This is a genomic window from Granulicatella sp. 20925_1_45 (genome assembly GCF_041433555.1).
Classification (GTDB): Bacteria; Bacillota; Bacilli; order Lactobacillales; family Aerococcaceae; genus Granulicatella.
In genome coordinates, this window is record NZ_JAPWBR010000013.1 from 12,288 (window position 1) to 26,820 (window position 14,533).

Below are 14,533 nucleotides of genomic sequence, written 5' to 3' on the forward strand. Positions count from 1 at the left end.
AGAATTTGTTATGCATATACCAGATAATTACTTAAGCCCAGCATCTTGCGCCGTGTTAGCAGTTGCGGCAGCGCCTGTTGTTGGGCTATCGATTACGAAAGTCAAAGCACAATTAAAGGAAAATAAAGAATTAGCACCAATGCTTGGGATTGCGGCTTCTCTTTCTTTCTTATTAATGATGTTTAATGTGCCAATTCCTGGTGGTACAACGGCTCACGCTGTCGGTGGCGTGTTACTTTCAATCTTAATTGGACCATATGCCGCGAGTCTGGCACTGACCGTCGCCCTCCTCTTACAGGCACTTCTATTTGGAGATGGAGGAATTCTTGCTCTTGGCGCAAATATCTTCAACATGGCGATTGCAATGCCATTTGTTGGATACGCCGTTTATAATTTCTTCCGTAAACAAAACCACGAAACAGCCGGAGTTCTCGTTGGTTCTTACGTAGGAATTAATGTGGCTGCTTTCCTAACAGCCATTGAACTTGGAATCCAACCAATCATTGCCACTCAAGGAGGCGAACCCCTCTATAACCCTTATGGATTAGCGGTTACGATTCCTGCCATGATGGTGACTCACTTAACCATTGCCGGTGCTGTTGAAGTATTCTTCACTTATGTCATTTATCGTTTCGTAAAACAAGTAGCACCACAAGAACTATACACACCAACTTCTGTGAATACGACTTCTTTCGTAAAGAAAATCCGCTATGTCTTAATCGCCTTAGTCGTATTAAGCCCACTAGGATTATTAGCAGAAGGAACAGCCTTTGGAGAATGGTCAGCTGACGAACTTGCTGAAATGATGAATAATGTCCCAGCAGGAATCGAAAATGGATTTTCATTTGAAGCCCTCTTCAGTGATTACACGATTCCAGGAACAAACATCGCAGTGGGTTATATTTTATCAGCCATCACTGCACTATTAATCTTCTATATTTTAGGAAAAATGATTCGAACAATGAATGGAGCAAAAGTATCTCATGCGTAAACTACCTGACTGGCTACAAAGAGAAGAAGCACTCGCTGCCTCTTCGAAAAGCCATCAATATTTACAAATGAATATCAACTCATTGCGCCGTCTACTCGGCAAAATGAAACAAACGACACCCGCATTTAAGGCGAAATCTTCGTCTTGGATGCGGCTCGTTTACTTTGTGTGCTTAGCGATTCTGATCACTCTCAGCCACTCCACCATCCAACTATGGATTTTGGCGATTTTCCTATTAGCGCATATCGCCTTTCTTCCAGGAGAAGCGCTCCTACGTCTGTGGAAGGTTCTCACGCGGGTACTCATTTTTACAGCGATTGTCCTCTTGCCAAGTATTCTTCTAAGAGGCTTTCAGAATAGTGGCATCTTCCTTGGTCGTACAGGAATTCTTGTCTTAAACTTGTCGCTCTTTTTAGCCACAACGACAAGCGTTCAACTTGTTGAGGCGCTTCGCCAGTTGCATTTCCCAAAAACGATGATTCAAACCATTGAACTCGCGATGAAATACACGTATATTCTCGGAAAACACCTGCAGCAACAAATCGAATGCGTGCAGTTGCGAACCATTGGCCAAAAGGTAAATCTCGGGTTATTTGGATCGATTCTTGGACTCTTGTATTTATCATCGAAAAACCACACTAAAGAAGTCTACGAGGCTATGACGCTTCGAGGCTACGGAATGGACGTCAAACAAAAATCCCCTTTTTGCTGGAAGAAAGAGGACGTGTTATTATTACTCGAATTAATCGTGCTGGTTGCCGCAACAACCATGCTACGCTAGAAAGGAACGCTTATGATTACAATTCACGATGGAAATTATCACTATAGCGAAGACATTGGAATCCACGACATCAACCTTCATATTGATAAAGGCGAAACAGTGGCTTTGATGGGACCAAATGGAGCCGGGAAATCCACGCTCTTTAAAATCTTAGTTGGACTACTTCCGCTCTCTTCTGGACAATATCAATTTAACGATTGGACGGTGGATGCAGATTTCTTAAAAGACCCAAGTAATGCCGGCCACTTATACCAACAAGTCGGTTTGATTTTCCAAAACAGCGATATTCAACTCTTCAATACGACCGTTGCTGAAGAGCTTGCCTTCGGTCCACGCCAACTCGGATTACCCGAAGAAAAAATCGAAAAACGAGTGAATGATACGCTAGCGCTTCTAGAAATCGAGCACTTGAAGGACCGCATTCCCTATCACCTTTCTGGCGGGGAAAAGAAACTCGTGGCGATTGCTAGTGTGCTCACGATGAATCCAAGCGTATTGTTGTTTGACGAGCCATTTAACGGCCTCTCACCGAAATACCAACGCCTCATCTCGGAATTACTACAAGAGTTAAAAGCAGCAGGAAAAACGATGATTATTTCCTCTCACCATTACGAACAAATACAAGAGGTTATCCAACGTGTTCTCGTATTTTCAGAAGAACATACTTTAACTGGTGACTTCACTAAAGAAGACTGGGAAGGCAATCCCGAATTCCGAGAAAATTTTCATCTAGGTTAAATAGTAAATAAACAAAAAAAACAAGGCAACTCTTATTGAGTTGCCTTTACTAATATTCATTGGACGTTCAGTAACCTCGTCATCTCAGGTACCTCTCTTTGAGGTGCGGCAGGAACCTTTCTGCCCTCAATGAACATTCTTCAATATTATTATAGCTTTCATTATGAGGTTGTCAATGATTTTAATCTTCCATTTTTTATTCTTTGATTTAATTTTAACTCCGATATTTCATGCATTGTAGCTATATAAAAGTATTCATTCTTATAGTCTAATTTAATACCGATTAAAACATTCTCTTCCAATTGAATTACGTATTCAATACTTCTTCCTCTCTCCCTAGGATTTATACCAATATAATCTGGATTTTCTAGTAGCTCACTAATTCTAGAAAGATATTTAATCATATTATCATGGTTTCTTTTTTCTAAATGCTTCCTCAAATTTTCTATATTAACCTTGACAATATCTATAGAATCGTCTAATTCAAGAATTTGAAAATATTCACTCTTGATTCTTCCAACTTGCTTCATTCTATTTCTCCTAAAAACCAATTCATATCCTTCTTTTTTAATTACGTTATAAAATCAAATTTCAGACGTTTAGAAGTAGCCAAAATCTGTCTGCATCCCCAACTTTGTGGTATAGTAGAAATACATTTATCCAAGCTATTGAAAGGAAAAAGAATGCTAAAGTTTTTACTGAAAAAGAAAGAATCTCCAGAGCCAGACCCTGGTTCTGGAAAACAAAAGAAATCAAAAAAACGGAGAATGAATCAAGCTGTCGACCGATACCATGGTCCATTAATCACGAATGAGGTGAGCCTAGGTTACATTAAATTCTTCCCTTGGCTTATGCTTCCATTTACTGCGTTTTTATATTTTGTTGCTGGGCACGATGATCCTATTGGGATTATTAATGTCCTATTCTTGAGTGCGACAATTATTAATATCGTTAGCCTTCTCTTTGGACTGTTTACGCCTTTAATCAATCGCTTTAAGTCTCTAACTTATATTCTAGTGGCCTTTGTGGTTTGGACCGTCACACTCACCTTTACCTTTATCTTCCTACTGATGGTTACCGATGATAAAACACCCTTCAGCGCGCTAAAGCTCTACGAGTCCAAGTTGACGCTATTTTATGTCATACCAATAGTGCTTCTATTTGTAGTAATGACCGTCATTTACTCATGGTATTACCTTCCTCAAAATCAAGGAAAAATTTGGAAGATCAATCGATGGAAAACGTATGAGGTGAATAGTAAGAAAAAAGAACTTCTTTTCAATATTGCTAAAGTCCTGGGCTTTATTCTATTGGTCATTGCCGTGATTACAGACTACATACAAATGATTTTCGGCTTTTTCTTTGGCGCTTTAATGGCCTTCGCTTTCCCAGCCGTTTTAGTAGATGCCATTTACGCCGCAATCTATATCAAAGACCATCCCGATTATGAAGAGTTGTGATTGCACAAATAAAGAATAAAAAGTTATTGGAGGAATCATTTTATGGAATTTACTCATAAAATTCCCAGCGTTGAAGCCTATAATCAATTAAGAGTAAACGCTGGAATGAATAGCACTAAACCTCATTCTGAAGTGAAAAAGGCACTTGAAGGAACTCTTTTCTTAGTTTCTGTTTATGAAGATGATGAACTCATTGGTCTAGGAAGAATTGTTGGCGATGGCGGTGTCACTTTTGTCGTATCCGATATTATGGTAGATAAAAAGTTCCAAAGACGCGGTATCGCAAATAAAATAATGGAAATGATTGATCAGTGGTTTGATGAAAACACACATGAGAGTAGTTTTATCACTTTACTAGCTAAAGTTCCTGCAGATAAGCTCTATCGTAAGCATCATTTTTGCTATATTGACGAAAATCGAGTGGGTATGATTAGAGAAAAACAAATGTGAGAATAAACTTTATTTGGTTCTATAATTTTTAGGGTTGATGGAAATTTTCCACCAACCCTATTTTAGTGTATACAAAAAGGCCAACATCCATTATATTAAAAGCGCCTAAACCCAAAACAAAAAGGAATTAAGCAACAATTAGTTACTTAATCCCTTCCTAAAATTCTTCATCAACACTATTTGACAAAGAGCCACCAGAATTCAACAGGAGTGTTTTCTTGTGTCTCATTTTATGAGTGCAGTACCAAACTCATCTCAGCTTTTTATACATACTATTAGATTTGTTAAAGTGAAGTCAAAAAAGTGATTCCACCTAAAATAACACCAGCTGAATTTGGAATGATTAGTACCCAATCCTTTTTAGGTTCTTTTGTCCATCCATAAATAACCCAGATTAAGCAAGATACAGCAGCTACTAAAGGTTGAAATGGTTGAGCTTTATTTCCTTGTAAATTGGCGATAATTTGAGGAATGTAGGCAATAAATACTACAATTCCAATAAAGGCACCAATGGAACCTACAATTCGATTAATTTTTTGTTTTATAATATTCACCTCCAATTATTTTGTCATATTTACCTCCGGTTGTAGAGTATCAAAATGATTGTTAACAGGCAAGGAATATGGTCATTTGTTATTATTATCTGTACAAAATAGAATAAAATGTTTATATTTTTGCAGAGGATAGTGTCAATAACTTTGTGTAAATACAAAGAGGAAGTAGACCATGAGCCCGCCAGTAAGCATTCTTACGATGGTCTTTAAACCACATGCTAAAAAGCAACCCTGACGAGTTGCTTAAAATCCTACTAAAAATTAACTGTGTCAGGATTATCCTGAGTTTTGATGCCTTGAATCTTATCCAAGACTGCCATATCTTCCTCTGATAAGTCGAAGTCGAAGATATCCAAGTTAGCTTTTATATTTTTAGGTGTCACAGACTTAGGTAGTGGCAAGAAACCTTTTTGAAGGCTCCAACGAAGAGCAACTTGTGCCACAGATTTACAGTTACGTTCAGCCACTGCTGCAACATCTTCATTTCCAAAAATGCCACCTGTACCTAGTGGACTATAGGCTTCAAGAAGGATATCGCGCTCTTGGCAATAGGCAACTAAGTCTTCTTGGTCACAACCTGGAGCCAAGAGGATTTGATTGACATGTGGAACAATTTCAGCTGTTTCCATAAGAGCTTCTAGGTGATGTTGCATAAAGTTAGACACACCGATAGCACGTACCTTACCTTCTTTGTAAGCTTCTTCCATCGCCTTCCATGCACCCGCATTGCCAGCCTTCCAAGCATCATTCTCACGAAGCGCCTTTGGATTAGGCCAATGGATAAGCAAAAGATCCAAATAATCCACACCGAGTCTTTCAAGAGACTCATCGATTGAAGTCTTAGCCAACTCGTAATCATGTTTATCATTCCAAAGTTTGGTAGTTAGGAAAATATCCTCACGTGCCACATTACTATCAGCAATCGCCTTACCTACAGAAACCTCGTTACCGTAAATTTGTGCGGTATCAATATGTGTGTAACCCGCCTTAAGTGCGAAGCTAACGCTGTTATAGGCCTCTTCACCTTCAGCAATTTGCCAAGTTCCAAAACCAATTTTAGGAATAGCAACCCCATTTGCAAGTGTATATGTTTCCATGATTTTCACCTCTTCTTTTTTAATAGTACTATGTTAAAAAAGATAAGGCAAAAATGCAAAGATTTGCTACGGCCATTATTATGAAAAGTTCCTTACTTCTTTTTCTGCTTCTTCTTAAAGATAACAGCATTTCTTTAAGACTTTACATCCTATTGGCTTCAAATGGCACAAAGAATTTGACCTTGGAGTTATTGCAAAGATTTTAGGTCATAGAGATATTTCAATACTAGTAGAAGTGTATGGACACATCTTAGAAGAGAAAATTTTTGAAGAATTTAATCAAATTAGAGATGTCTGGAAAGATTGCTCATAAAAAACTGTGGGGCAAATTAGTTATAGACAAGCAAAAAAGCCTTGGAAAACCAAGGCTTTTTGCGTATAATATATGCCCCCTACAGGGCTCGAACCTGTGACCCATAGATTAAGAGTCTACTGCTCTACCAACTGAGCTAAGGAGGCATTTGTACTTAAGGTACTTAACCAGTATACTACCATCCCCATGGTAAATCAAGGGAATTTTCTCGAGAAATTCTCCGTTAAAAACAAAAAATGTCCTCTAAATTTTTAGAGGACTATTTTTATTCTAACCCCAGACTCACTTTGAGTCCTGCATCAATAATTTTCATAAAGTCATTATCGACGGTCGTAATCTTTTCAAGAATACGGACTTTATCAATCGTCCGTAATTGCTCGAGTAAGACGACAGAGTCACGTTCGAACCCGAATTGGTCTTTTTTGATTTCAATATGCGTTGGAATATTGGCCTTTGTATGTTTGGCAGTAATCGCCGCTACAATGACCGTTGTACTAAAGTGATTTCCTACATCATTTTGCACGATAAGGACAGGACGTTTTCCTCCTTGCTCACTTCCAACAACCGGCGATAAGTCCGCAAGATACACATCGCCTCTTACAATCTTATCACTCATTGATATACACCCGTTTCACGCGATCTGAGATGATGCAAAGCACTTCGTAAGCAATCGTTGCTGAACGCTTCGCTAATTCAATCGCGGTAATTTCTTCGTCTCCATCTTTCCCAAGGAGCGTCACCGTTGTGCCTACTGGAAATTCATGCGGCAAGCGAATCATGCACTGATCCATGCAAATGCGTCCAACGATTGGACAACGCACGCCATCCACTAAGACTTCCCCTTTATTGTAAGCACGGATAAATCCATCCGCATAGCCAACTGGAAGTGTCGCTACCCATTGCGGTTCGTCTGCAGTGTATGTCGCACCGTAGCTCACCGTGTCTCCTGCTTCCAGCTTCTTCACTTTCACCATTTCTGTTTCCCAGCGAAGTGCCGGTGTTAAGGCAGCTTCGTCTTTCAGTGCTAAGTCTCCATTGGAAGGATTAATCCCGTAAATGCCGATTCCATATCGAACAATGGCGCTATCTCCTGCATCATGCCAAATCGCATAGGCTGAGTTTGAGTAATGCACATGTGCTGGTTTGACGCTTAATTTATCGACCAGGCGATGGAACTTCTCGATTTGTTTGGTTAGCTGTGTCGTGTCGGCTTCATCGGCGGTCGCAAAATGCGTGAAAATGCCTTCGAATTCAAACGGGCCGGATTTTAGCACGGCTTCAACCGCTGCTAATTCTTCCTCGTTCACGACACCGATACGTCCCATCCCAGAGTCCACGGCAATATGGACTTTTAACGGTGTATCGTTTAAATACTGTGCTGCCTCTTTTAGCCACTCTACTGAGTCGACACTCGCAGTGATTTTATTTTCAGCTAGGAGTGCGGCATCTTCAACGCGGCTAAGTCCTAGAATTAAAATCGGTTGTGTGAATCCAGCCTGACGTAAGCCTAGTCCTTCGTCCACATTCGCCACACAGAAACCTGTAGCGCCAGCTTCTACGGCTGCTTTTGCCACTGGAATCATCCCATGTCCGTATGCGTTGGCTTTCACCACTGCATAGAGCTCTTGAGAAGGGCTCAACTTCGCTAGTTGCTTTTTAATATTTTGTTTTACAATCGATAAATCCACTACAACTCGTGTATTACGATGGATTGCTTCTAACATTATTGGTTCATTCCTTTTTATTCGTTGGATTCTAATACGACGACGGCATATGCATCATGGTTTGTATGCGTAATGGTGACCCATGTTTTGTGGTCATACCGTTTGCACACAAGGACTGGTTTTCCAGACGCATCATTTAAGACTTCGATATCTTGGAAAGATACGTGTTGTCCAATTCCTGTTCCCAATGCTTTTGCGTAGGCTTCCTTGGCCGCAAAACGTCCTGCGAGAAACTCCACTTTTCGCTTCGTTGGAAGACTGTTATATTTCTCTAGTTCTGCTGGAGTCAGTACTTTTTGTAAAAAAGTTTTCGGTTCTGCCACGATTTTTTCAATGCGTGAAAGTTCCACTGCATCCATTCCAAGTCCTGTAATCGCCATTGTCGTCTCCTTTAACGTATTTCATTCCTTCATTTTATCAAAATAATGACCATTTGTCAGAAATTTTATCGTTTCTTATGATTCCCAGAGACCTTTCCATAAAACGACTTCCCCAGATTCAAGAGACGCCTGCACATCGATAATGCGCTGGTTGCTAGAGCCTCGAAACTGCAAGGTCAAATCTTTCTTGGCGAGTTCAAATCGTCCATCGACTAAAATATCAATCAGGCTGAGCAATTCAAGCTTATCCTCTGTTTCTTGCATCAATTCTTCCCATGTATATCCAGTCCACGACCACACATCTTTAGTGTGCCCATATGCTTCTCGTAGAGCCTTTACTAGAGAAAGGCAGACACCCGTATTTAAAAAAGGCTCTCCTCCAAGCAGCGTTAAGCCCTGGCAATACGAAGTACCCACATCTTCAACGATTTGTGCTTCGAGTTCCTTCGTATACGGAATACCGTAATTGAAATTTTGCGCGATGACGTTATAACACCCTTCACAGGCAAAAAGGCAGCCGCTCACATACAGCGAGCAGCGTACCCCTTCCCCATCGACAAAATTATACGGTTTATAGCTTGCAATCTTCCCTTGGGAATACTGCTGGCTGGTCCATTCTTTTGGCTTCGGGTTATTCATCCTCCGTCACCCCAAGCGCATAGCGTTCCTTGAGTTTTGGCATATGTTTCACACGCGAAGAAATTTCCACGTGACGACCGTGCACCATCGGACGGGCCTGCGGATTTCCAAGGTAGCCACAAGTTCGTTTCACCACATCACACGTTTGCGGATCATGGTTCTTACACTGTGGACATTCGAACCCTTTAGCCGTTGGTGTAAATTCGCCATCAAAACCGCACTTATAGCAATGGTCGATTGGCGTATTCGTTCCAAGGTATCCAACTTTGTCATAGGCAAAATCCCACACAGCTTCCAGCGCCTTTGGATTTTGACGAAGCACTGGATATTCGCAGTAATGAATGAAGCCACCTGAAGAATACACTGGATAATCTTTTTCGAAGTCAATCTTTTCAAATGGCGTTGGATTTTTACGCACATCATAATGGAAACTATTCGTGTAGTATTCCTTCTCGGTAATATCTGGCACTAGACCAAATTTTTCGATATCGAGCTTGCAGAATCGGTCGGTCAAACTTTCACTTGGAGTCGCATAGACGCTGAAATGATAGCCGTACTCGTCGCCCCATGAATCCGTATGAGCCTTCAACGCCTTCACGATTTCTAAGGTAAAGGCCTTGGCTTCCGGATTATTTTCCCAGGCTGGCCCAAAGAAGGCGGTTGCGGCTTCATAGAGGCCAATATAGCCCAGAGAAACCGTCGCACGTTTGTTTCTAAATAGAACGTCGACTTCTTCGCCATCCTTCAAACGTTGGCCAAATGCGCCGTAATGATACAACACTGGCGCATTGTCGCGAGTGGCTTCCTTACAACGTTCCACACGGTAGACGAGTGCATCTTTACAAATCGCGAGTTTTTCCTCAAAAATCTCCCAAAACTTTTGAAGAGATCCGTCTGCTTCAAGCGCAATCCGAGGAATATTAAGAGTCACAACTCCTAAGTTCATTCGCCCATCGTTCACTTCTTGGCCGTTTTCGTCCTTCCATCCTTGTAAGAACGAACGGCATCCCATCGGCACCTTAAAGCTTCCCGTCAAACGAACGATTTGGTCATAGCTTAATACGTCTGGATACATGCGTTTTGTCGCACATTCCAACGCTAATTGTTTCACGTCATAGTTTGGGTCGTTGGCTTCCAAGTTCACGCCACGTTTCAATGTGAAAACAAGTTTTGGAAAAATGGCAGTTCGTTTTTCTTTGCCAATCCCTTCCATACGCACTTGCAAGATAGCCTTTTGAATACAACGTTCAAAATGATTTGTTCCGAGTCCGAATCCAAGTGTTGTAAATGGCGTTTGTCCTTGCGATGTATATAACGTGTTGATTTCATATTCTAACGATTGCATCGCATCATAAATATCTTTTTCCGTTTTCTTCATCGCATACGCTTCTTGACGTTCTGCACCTTCAATCCAGACTTTTGCATCTGCTAAATGCTTTTCGTAATTCAAGGCTGCATAAGGTGCCAGTAACTCATCCACACGGTTGGCAGAACAACCACCATACTGACTGCTTGCCACATTCGCAATAATTTGCGCCATCTGTGCGGTTGCGGTTTGAATCGATTTAGGAGACTCCACTTCCGCATTTCCGATTTTAAAACCGAGCCCTAGCATGTGCTCGAAGTCAATTAAGCAACAGTTCGTGAGCGGCATATATGGATGATAATCCAAGTCGTGATAATGAATGTCGCCCTTCAAATGCGCATTGGCCACGTGCGGCGGAAGCATCTTTAAGCCAATAATCTTCCCGACCGTTCCAGCCGTTAAGTCGCGTTGTGTATTAAATACTTTACTATCTTTATTCGCGTTCTCGTTGACGACGCTTGCCTCTTTATTCGTTAATCGTGAGAGCGCCCATTGGAAATCCAACTGATTCTTACGGCGCAAATCACGGTCAACACGGTATGAGATATACTCTTGTGCAAGCTCTGATTCTCCGTCTTCAATCAGTAAATGTTCAATGATATTTTGAATTTCATAAATCTCAATCGTATCGTTAAAGCGTCTTGAAATCTCCGCGAGGACATCCTCTACGATGCTACCAAGCACTTCCATCCGCTCATCGCTTAATTCACCATTCAATCCGATTTCTGCTTTTTCAATCGCACGTTGAATTTTTTCCTTTTGAAATTCGACTTGTCGGCCATCCCTCTTCGTGACCGATAATGCTGTTAATGTCTCTACACTCATCACGATTCCTCCTTAAACTCTAGTCCTTATTGTAGCACTCAAAAAATAAAAATCAACCCCTAAAACACAATATATTGTGTTTTAGAATCGTTATAATTTACAACATATAGTGTTACGGACTACAAAAAACTCTCTAACAAATCTGTCAGAGAGTCTGAATTTCTTATTTTTGTGCGTTTTTAACAGCTTCGACCATCTTATCCCAAACGTTTTCCATATCTTGTACCAATTTCAATTGCGTACGTGCACGGTCTAAGTTTTGTCCTGGACGAGTCGTTGCGTAATAAACGTCCCCATTGATATAGTCCGTCAAGAAACGAATACCTTGTTCTAGCGTAATGACGCGAGCACCCCAAGGTAAGTATTCGAGTTCGGCTTCCGTCAAGATGCCGTTTGTCCCTTCGATAAAGCCTTTCACGTAAGTTTCGTATAAGTCGAAATCGAAGTTCACTTTTGTTAAATCGGATTCGTCTTCGGCGCAGTCATTTGCACCAAAACGAATGGAATCCCCAAAATCAAATAACACTAATCCCGGCATTACCGTATCAAGGTCCACGATACAAAGCGGTTCTTTTGTTTCACTGTCGAACATGATGTTGTTTAATTTTGTATCATTATGCGTTACACGAAGCGGCAATACGCCTTCATCGAGTAAATCATAGAGTAAGAAGCAGTCCGCTTTACGGTTTTGGATAAATGCAATCTCTTCTTGCACTTCTTTCACACGGCCCACACGATCTTCTCTAATCGCTTCTTCTAACTGTCTGTAACGATTACGTGTATCGTGAAATTTTGGAATCACTTCGACTAATTGGCTCGCATCGAAGTCGTTTAAGTCATAGGCAAAACGACCAAATGCTTTCGCTGTGATGTAAAATTGCTCTGGACTTTCTACTTTATCTAATGAATAGCTATTTTTAACGGAATCATAAATACGCCAGTAAGTTCCGTTATCCAAGTTGGCTGTTAAGTGGCCATCTTTTGTACGGATGACACGAAGCGTTTCACGAGCAGCATCGCGCCCTTCTGCTTCGTATTTCTCGCGAAGATAAGTCGTTACCTTCTCGATATTTTCCATTAAGCCGCGAACATTTGGAAAAATATCATGGTTAATGGCTTGTAATACATATTGTTTTTCTTCATTTTCATGTGTATGTGTAATTTGATAGGTTTTATTAATTAATCCATTTCCTAAAGGTTGAATATCTACTAATTCCCCTGGTAATTCGTAATATTCATATGCCACACGAGCATTATTTAATGGATTTCCTTCTGTCGTCATAACCTTTTCCCCTTTTACCTTCTAACAAGTCGTATGTGTCTATTGTACCGCTTTCACTACTAAAAAGGAAGATATACGGCGAAAAAAAATCGTGCAGCGAACTGGAAAAGTTCTACTGCACGATCCATTACTAGCTTATTTACTTCCGACTTCTTTACCGGCAATACGTCCGAATGTGATAATATCCGTAATCGCATTTCCTCCAAGACGGTTCTTCCCTTGGATAACCCCTGTTAATTCACCAGCAGCGTATAATCCAGGAATTGGTTCGCCTTTTTCATTTAACACTTCTGTTTTTTCGTTGATAACAACCCCACCCATTGTATGGTGAACAGAAGGAACGGCTTTTTCAATATAATAAGGACCTTCTTCTAGAGAGACTAATCCACCACGGTGATGGAAATCTTTGTCGTCTTTAGTCTTCGCATATTCATTTACTTTTGCGATTGTTTCTTTCAAGTTATTGATATCGATATCGAAGAATTTTGCAGCTTCTTCAATCGTATCAGCTTTAACTAACAATCCTTCACGAATCAACTCATCGTATTCTGCTTTATGCGCTTCTTTCGTCTTCGAAATCGCATCAATTTTATCGTTCCAGATTTGATAAGCATAGCCCCCTGTTTGTGCTAGGATTGCTTTTGAAATCACATCACGACGGTCTAGTTCTTCCACAAAACGTTTTCCTTCTTGGTTGACTAGAATCGCTCCATCAAAACGAGTATCGGCTAATAGCGAAATCATACCAGTCTTCGGATTTGCGATTGGGTATGTTTGGATGTATTCCATGTTCTTCAACGCAGCCCCAGCTTTTTGAGCCATTACGATACCATCCCCAGTAGTTCCGACTGTATCTGTTGATTTATAACGTTCGTCATATTCTTTGTTATATTCTTTACGCATTTCGACATTTGAACCGAAACCACCTGTTGTTAATACAACCCCATTGTTAGCAAGGAATTTGACTTCTTTTTTAGCCTTGTCAGTGGCTTTCACACCTGTCACACGACCGTTTGCATCTTGGATTAATTCATCTGCTTTCACGTTCAAGAAGATCTTAACACCAAGTTCTTCTGCTTTTGCTTTTAATTTAGACACTAATTCCGCACCAGTATGGCCCTTAGGAATCAATGCACGTTTAAATGAGTGTCCACCGAATTGGAATAATTGATCTGATAGGAATTCAACGTGTACGTCGTCTCGTAACCATTCTGCTGATTCCAATGCTTTTTCAGCCATTAAATGAACGAGTTTAGGATCCCCGATATTGTCTCCACCCTTCATCGTATCATTATAGTACGCTTCTACAGAGTCGCCAGTAATTCCAAGATTCTTTTGTACCCAGTTACCAGGCGCATTCATTTCCCCACCGGAAATAAGCGTATTCCCGCCGACTGTTGGCATTTTTTCAACAATAGCGACTGACTTACCAGCTTCTGCAGCTTCAATCGCAGCACTAAGTCCGGCACCACCTGAACCAACGATAACGACATCAAAGGTTTGTTCTGCAGGAAGCTCGTTTTTATTCGTTGCCGTTTGTTTTGCAGCGACAAGCGTAATGCCTGATTTCTTAATCGCATCTTTAACGGCTTCTAAATAACCTTCACTAGTTGCACTCGCTCCAGACACAACATCGACATCTGCTGAGTTTTGCGCGATAATCGTTTCCTTCAACTCGTTGTAAACCGGATCGGACAGCCCTTTATTTTCATCTTGCTGAACGACTTCAATGTTAGTAATCTTCGCATCGGTAATCGTAACGGCTACTTTAATCTCGCCGTGCTTACCATTCCCCACTCCTTCAAATTTCCCACTCTTCTTCGCTGTAGCACAGCCGAATAAAAGTAGAACCGATAAAATACTTAGTAAAAGAACTTTCCAATTTCTTTTCATTTTTTCTCACCTTTCACTTTTTATTTTTATTATTACAATT

At 40.7% G+C, this 14,533-nt stretch carries 15 protein-coding genes, 1 tRNA gene and 1 pseudogene; 6 read left to right on the forward strand and 11 right to left on the reverse strand.

Features of this window, described 5'->3' with window-relative positions:
• The first annotated feature begins 10 nt into the window (after positions 1-10).
• The 3 genes from cbiM to O3798_RS05490 are packed head-to-tail and all read left to right on the forward strand — an operon-like array spanning position 11 to position 2,510.
• Positions 11-991 carry a cobalt transporter CbiM gene (gene cbiM / locus O3798_RS05480; protein WP_371463854.1) on the forward strand — a complete coding sequence of 327 codons (981 nt, stop codon included), beginning with the start codon at positions 11-13 and terminating at the stop codon, positions 989-991.
• Positions 984-1,772, forward strand: coding sequence for an energy-coupling factor transporter transmembrane component T (locus O3798_RS05485; RefSeq protein ID WP_371463855.1), 789 nt, complete (start codon positions 984-986; stop codon positions 1,770-1,772). The genes cbiM and O3798_RS05485 overlap by 8 nt, the downstream gene beginning before the upstream one ends.
• 12 nt (positions 1,773-1,784) lie before the next feature.
• Complete coding sequence (locus O3798_RS05490; protein ID WP_371463856.1) at positions 1,785-2,510, forward strand: energy-coupling factor ABC transporter ATP-binding protein; 726 nt, start codon at positions 1,785-1,787, stop codon at positions 2,508-2,510.
• Between the two features lie 161 nt (positions 2,511-2,671).
• On the opposite strand, the gene O3798_RS05495 is transcribed toward O3798_RS05490, so the two are convergent.
• Complete coding sequence (locus tag O3798_RS05495) at positions 2,672-3,040, reverse strand: PBECR2 nuclease fold domain-containing protein (RefSeq protein WP_371463857.1); 369 nt, start codon at positions 3,038-3,040, stop codon at positions 2,672-2,674.
• Between the two features lie 153 nt (positions 3,041-3,193).
• On the opposite strand from O3798_RS05495, the gene O3798_RS05500 reads away from it, so the two are divergent.
• Positions 3,194-3,970, forward strand: a complete 777-nt coding sequence (locus O3798_RS05500; RefSeq protein WP_371463858.1) for a hypothetical protein — start codon at positions 3,194-3,196, stop codon at positions 3,968-3,970.
• 42 nt (positions 3,971-4,012) lie between these two features.
• Positions 4,013-4,420 carry a GNAT family N-acetyltransferase gene (locus O3798_RS05505; RefSeq protein ID WP_048712804.1) on the forward strand — a complete coding sequence of 136 codons (408 nt, stop codon included), beginning with the start codon at positions 4,013-4,015 and terminating at the stop codon, positions 4,418-4,420.
• A 284-nt stretch (positions 4,421-4,704) separates the two neighbouring features.
• On the opposite strand, the gene O3798_RS05510 is transcribed toward O3798_RS05505, so the two are convergent.
• The gene (locus O3798_RS05510) at positions 4,705-4,968 is read right to left on the reverse strand and encodes a SemiSWEET family transporter (protein WP_048714079.1); all 264 of its coding nucleotides are present in this window, start codon (positions 4,966-4,968) and stop codon (positions 4,705-4,707) included.
• A 260-nt stretch (positions 4,969-5,228) separates the two neighbouring features.
• A complete protein-coding gene (locus O3798_RS05515; protein WP_048714076.1) occupies positions 5,229-6,071 on the reverse strand; it encodes an aldo/keto reductase in 843 nt (280 codons plus the stop codon).
• A 157-nt stretch (positions 6,072-6,228) separates the two neighbouring features.
• Between O3798_RS05515 and O3798_RS05520 the strand changes: the two are divergent.
• A pseudogene (locus O3798_RS05520) lies at positions 6,229-6,384 on the forward strand (site-specific integrase); the annotation flags it as partial.
• A 73-nt stretch (positions 6,385-6,457) separates the two neighbouring features.
• Here O3798_RS05520 and O3798_RS05525 read toward each other — a convergent pair.
• The 8 genes from O3798_RS05525 to O3798_RS05560 form a co-directional block, all read right to left on the reverse strand.
• A tRNA-Lys gene (locus O3798_RS05525) sits at positions 6,458-6,530 on the reverse strand.
• A 119-nt stretch (positions 6,531-6,649) separates the two neighbouring features.
• Positions 6,650-7,000 carry a type II toxin-antitoxin system PemK/MazF family toxin gene (locus O3798_RS05530; protein ID WP_371463859.1) on the reverse strand — a complete coding sequence of 117 codons (351 nt, stop codon included), beginning with the start codon at positions 6,998-7,000 and terminating at the stop codon, positions 6,650-6,652.
• Entirely contained in the window at positions 6,993-8,111 is a 1,119-nt protein-coding gene (alr, locus tag O3798_RS05535; RefSeq protein WP_371463880.1) for an alanine racemase, read from the reverse strand. Before alr ends, O3798_RS05530 begins: the two co-directional genes overlap by 8 nt.
• Before the next feature lie 14 nt (positions 8,112-8,125).
• Positions 8,126-8,488, reverse strand: a complete 363-nt coding sequence (acpS, locus tag O3798_RS05540; RefSeq protein ID WP_048711929.1) for a holo-ACP synthase — start codon at positions 8,486-8,488, stop codon at positions 8,126-8,128.
• A gap of 75 nt (positions 8,489-8,563) precedes the next feature.
• The gene (gene nrdG / locus O3798_RS05545; protein ID WP_371463860.1) at positions 8,564-9,127 is read right to left on the reverse strand and encodes an anaerobic ribonucleoside-triphosphate reductase activating protein; all 564 of its coding nucleotides are present in this window, start codon (positions 9,125-9,127) and stop codon (positions 8,564-8,566) included.
• Complete coding sequence (gene nrdD / locus O3798_RS05550) at positions 9,120-11,318, reverse strand: anaerobic ribonucleoside-triphosphate reductase (protein ID WP_371463861.1); 2,199 nt, start codon at positions 11,316-11,318, stop codon at positions 9,120-9,122. The genes nrdG and nrdD overlap by 8 nt, the downstream gene beginning before the upstream one ends.
• 163 nt (positions 11,319-11,481) lie before the next feature.
• On the reverse strand, positions 11,482-12,600 hold the full coding sequence (locus O3798_RS05555; RefSeq protein WP_371463862.1) for a phosphotransferase enzyme family protein: 1,119 nt from the start codon (positions 12,598-12,600) through the stop codon (positions 11,482-11,484).
• Positions 12,601-12,735: 135 nt separating this feature from the next.
• On the reverse strand, positions 12,736-14,493 hold the full coding sequence (locus O3798_RS05560; RefSeq protein WP_371463863.1) for a flavocytochrome c: 1,758 nt from the start codon (positions 14,491-14,493) through the stop codon (positions 12,736-12,738).
• Positions 14,494-14,533: the final 40 nt, after the last annotated feature.

Coding starts and splice junctions, on each gene's coding strand:
- O3798_RS05495 (WP_371463857.1), bottom strand. CDS start 3,040: ATGAAGCAAGTTGGAAGAATCAAGAGTGAATATTTTCAAATTCTTGAA.
- O3798_RS05515 (WP_048714076.1), bottom strand. CDS start 6,071: ATGGAAACATATACACTTGCAAATGGGGTTGCTATTCCTAAAATTGGT.
- O3798_RS05485 (WP_371463855.1), top strand. CDS start 984: ATGCGTAAACTACCTGACTGGCTACAAAGAGAAGAAGCACTCGCTGCC.
- nrdG (WP_371463860.1), bottom strand. CDS start 9,127: ATGAATAACCCGAAGCCAAAAGAATGGACCAGCCAGCAGTATTCCCAA.
- nrdD (WP_371463861.1), bottom strand. CDS start 11,318: ATGAGTGTAGAGACATTAACAGCATTATCGGTCACGAAGAGGGATGGC.
- O3798_RS05490 (WP_371463856.1), top strand. CDS start 1,785: ATGATTACAATTCACGATGGAAATTATCACTATAGCGAAGACATTGGA.
- acpS (WP_048711929.1), bottom strand. CDS start 8,488: ATGGCGATTACAGGACTTGGAATGGATGCAGTGGAACTTTCACGCATT.
- O3798_RS05505 (WP_048712804.1), top strand. CDS start 4,013: ATGGAATTTACTCATAAAATTCCCAGCGTTGAAGCCTATAATCAATTA.
- O3798_RS05500 (WP_371463858.1), top strand. CDS start 3,194: ATGCTAAAGTTTTTACTGAAAAAGAAAGAATCTCCAGAGCCAGACCCT.
- O3798_RS05555 (WP_371463862.1), bottom strand. CDS start 12,600: ATGACGACAGAAGGAAATCCATTAAATAATGCTCGTGTGGCATATGAA.
- O3798_RS05560 (WP_371463863.1), bottom strand. CDS start 14,493: ATGAAAAGAAATTGGAAAGTTCTTTTACTAAGTATTTTATCGGTTCTA.
- O3798_RS05530 (WP_371463859.1), bottom strand. CDS start 7,000: ATGAGTGATAAGATTGTAAGAGGCGATGTGTATCTTGCGGACTTATCG.
- cbiM (WP_371463854.1), top strand. CDS start 11: ATGCATATACCAGATAATTACTTAAGCCCAGCATCTTGCGCCGTGTTA.